Here is a 444-nt window from a genome sequence, read left to right as displayed (position 1 = left end):
CACATCTCGCGATTGCGGTGCTGTAGGTGGCCATATGGTAAGAAAAATGATACAAATGGCAGAAAGTCAGATGGCCAGCAAAGGAACTTGGAAATAAATCATATTATTAATATAAAAAAAGGATATCCCTTTGGGATATCCTTTTTAATATCAAAAGGTATATATAGCAATAGTTTACAGGTATATAAGCTAAATAGCGGGTTAAATTAATAATGGAACACGATTTAGGAGGTGAATAAAATGGCTGTAGGTTCAGAAACCAGAAATCCTCTTGTGGTAAAAGAGGCAAAGCAGGTTATGAGCCAGTGGAAGTATGAGATAGCTAATGAATTAGGAATAACTCCTCCGGCCGATGGCTACTGGGGTAACCTCACATCAAGAGATTGTGGGGCTGTAGGTGGCCATATGGTAAGAAAAATGATACAGATGGCAGAAAGCCAAATA

The 444-nt window shown here is 38.5% G+C and carries 2 protein-coding genes; both read left to right on the top strand.

Going from position 1 to position 444, the window contains the following annotated elements; all coding sequences use genetic code 11:
• On the top strand, positions 1-97 hold a 97-nt coding region (locus tag I4N53_RS03035), incomplete at its 5' end, for an alpha/beta-type small acid-soluble spore protein (RefSeq protein WP_214495549.1).
• Positions 98-240: 143 nt separating this feature from the next.
• Positions 241-444 (top strand): alpha/beta-type small acid-soluble spore protein (locus I4N53_RS03030; protein WP_214495548.1); only part of this gene is annotated, 204 nt, incomplete at its 3' end.

It is taken from the genome of Thermoanaerobacter sp. CM-CNRG TB177 (assembly GCF_018588165.1).
Lineage (GTDB): Bacteria > Bacillota > Thermoanaerobacteria > Thermoanaerobacterales > Thermoanaerobacteraceae > Thermoanaerobacter > Thermoanaerobacter thermocopriae.
Note: the sequence above shows the minus strand (reverse complement) of the source record. Positions and strands in the feature narration are given on the sequence as shown.